Raw genomic sequence first — 2,485 nt, 5'->3', positions numbered from 1 at the left:
TGTAGACGTCAAGTTGAATTTTACACTTTTTGCTCGTTTCCTTTTTACACTTCTGCTGAAAAAATGCTCTTCCGATTTTTCATCCGATGACTTTCCTCTTCTTCGCCACCATGGATGACCTCCACACGATGAAGTAAACGATCTAAAATAGCTGTGGTGATTCCTTGGTCTCCTATTAAATTGCCCCATTCATCTGGACTTTTATTTGATGTCAGGATAATCGAACTTCGTTCGTACAAATGATTAATCAAATGAAAAAATAGGTTCGCTTCTCTCTGATCCATGGCCATATACATTAAATCATCGATGATTACTAGGTCGGCATTTCTGATTCTTTTTAGTTGAACTTTAGATTTGTTCAAGTATTCTTCTGATTTTAGAAGCTGCACAAGTTCACCCATTGTGGCGAAATAAACATTGAACCCTCTGTAAACAGCCTCGAGTCCAAGTCCAATTGCGATATAGGTTTTTCCAATGCCAGGGGGACCGAGAAGGATCAAATTGTATTGTTGCTCCAGCCAGCTTAATTCACGGAGTTGGGAGAGCTGTCGAGCCGTCAGAACGTTTTGTCCTTTCAGCTCAAACTCATCTAGTGACTTCACGAAAGGGAAGCGTGCCCATTTCATTCTTTTCTCAAGGCTTTTCGCTTCACGTTTGGCTAATTCATAGCGGGTGATAGACTCTAAAAATTCCAAGTAGGTCCATGATGCTTTTTCAGCTTCGCGAAGAAGCAGTGGGAGCTCCTCCGCAGTCTCTGCTAAGCGTAGCTGACGGAATTGATCTTGTAGTTCATGTACAGTCTTGTTCATCATGCTCTACCTCCTAAAATGCTGGTATACGCATTAAGAGAACGCGTAGAGGCTTTGATATGAGAGTGTTTTAGCGAACTCGTGTAAAAGGATTGCACTTCTTCAGCCGGTTCATCTTGTAATGTATTAAGATGATGAGCGATATCACGAAAATCATTCGCGTTGTAAAGCTTCTCTATCATGCACTTCCTCAAAACAGAATCAACTAACGCTGGATACTGTTGGATTACTTTATAGATAATCGCAAACTGGTCTCGATGATACCTTGGGTATCTTTGACTAATCTCATCCAAGTATGCAGCTGCTTGAAGCTGATCTTCAAAGAGAGACATGAGGCGTTGCTTAAGCTCCTTAATGCCTTTGGAGCGATCTCGGGTATGGTGACGGTTTTGAATAAGTTTTCCCTTTTCCGAGCTGATCACATGCTCGGCAATCACTTCAGCATTTGCTTCTCTACGTATGACAAGGGTCTTATGATCTTCTTCCTTCACTTCAATCCAAACAAGGTTCTCACTCATAGTTTGATAAGTCCCGAGTGGAACGGAATAACGGTTTGACTTGTACCGAATCGTGTTGTCCTTGCTTACACTTCTTGTTATACTTTGATTATTGGTGCTTTCATATGAAAGTAACGAAGAGACTGGCTGTAAGTGTTGCTTTTCGAGGAGAAACACTTCTGCTGGTCTTTTTTTCGTTGTCTGGTGAACCTGATGGTTTCCAGTCCGCTCGAGCCATTGTCGTGCTCGTTCATTCCAATCTTCTATGTCACTAAACACACGGCTGTCTGCGAAATTACCTTTAATGTATTTCACAACATTTTCAATCATACCTTTAGATTCCGGATCAGCTCTTCTGCACAGGTGAACTTTGAATTTACGCTCGTTTACATAGCTTTGAAATTCAGCTGTTAAAAGCAGTTGTCCTGCATTTTCACTCACTGAGATTAAGTGATCCTGATCATAGACAATTTCTTCTGTTCGCCCTCCATAGAACTGAAACGCATTTTCGTGACAACGAATCGCATCTCTTGTGGTAAATGGGCGCGCTTGCCATTCCATATATTTATGTCGGGAATTAGCGAGCACAAAGGCAATAAAGTACAGTTTGGTTTCTTTGTTGTTTACTGTTTTCTGTTTTGTTTCTCCCCAATCTACCTGGAGTTGTTTACCCATGGGCTGTTCAGGAACTGCTTCGTAATGACGGACAATCACCTTTTTCTCAATCTGATAGACTTCTCGAATACCCCTCACATATGTTCTTACAGTACTTCCACCGACCACTAGGTCGGGGTATCTCTCTAAAAGCCAATCATGGATCTGAGCACTACTTAGGTGGGGGTACTCTTCTAGCCAGGCAAGTATCCAGTCCTTATAGTGATCTAGTTTTTTCTTTTTTCCCAAAGGCTGTTCAGTATAGGCTGTAGCTTCATCGAATGTCATTTCTAAATATTTATAGACAGTTGGCCTTGAGACCTTAAGCTCTTTAGCAATTTGTGCTACTTTAAACTTTCTTTTATGTAATTCATGAATCTTGATATATAACACTAACTTCTCCTCCAAAATCCTAACCTCCAGTAAAATAACGTCACGAACTATTTTACTAAAGTAGTAGGTTGATTGAGCAAAAGTGTAAAATCCTATCGAGCAAAAAGTGTCAACTTTATTCTAGCGTTTACA

The 2,485-nt window shown here is 40.7% G+C and carries 2 protein-coding genes; both read right to left on the bottom strand.

Annotated features, from left to right (window positions below):
• Positions 1 to 44: 44 nt before the first annotated feature.
• On the bottom strand, positions 45 to 809 hold the full coding sequence (istB, locus tag ACFVAD_RS24175) for an IS21-like element IS643 family helper ATPase IstB (protein ID WP_386646443.1): 765 nt from the start codon (positions 807 to 809) through the stop codon (positions 45 to 47).
• A complete protein-coding gene (gene istA / locus ACFVAD_RS24170) occupies positions 809 to 2,353 on the bottom strand; it encodes an IS21 family transposase (protein ID WP_386646440.1) in 1,545 nt (514 codons plus the stop codon). Before istA ends, istB begins: the two co-directional genes overlap by 1 nt.
• Positions 2,354 to 2,485 lie beyond the last annotated feature (132 nt).

This window comes from Sutcliffiella sp. NPDC057660, from assembly GCF_042800035.1.
Lineage (GTDB): Bacteria > Bacillota > Bacilli > Bacillales > Bacillaceae_I > Sutcliffiella_A.
The sequence above is the reverse complement of the archived record's forward strand: the minus strand, read 5'-3'. Positions and strand labels throughout refer to the sequence as shown.

Coding starts and splice junctions, on each gene's coding strand:
- istB (WP_386646443.1), bottom strand. CDS start 809: ATGAACAAGACTGTACATGAACTACAAGATCAATTCCGTCAGCTACGC.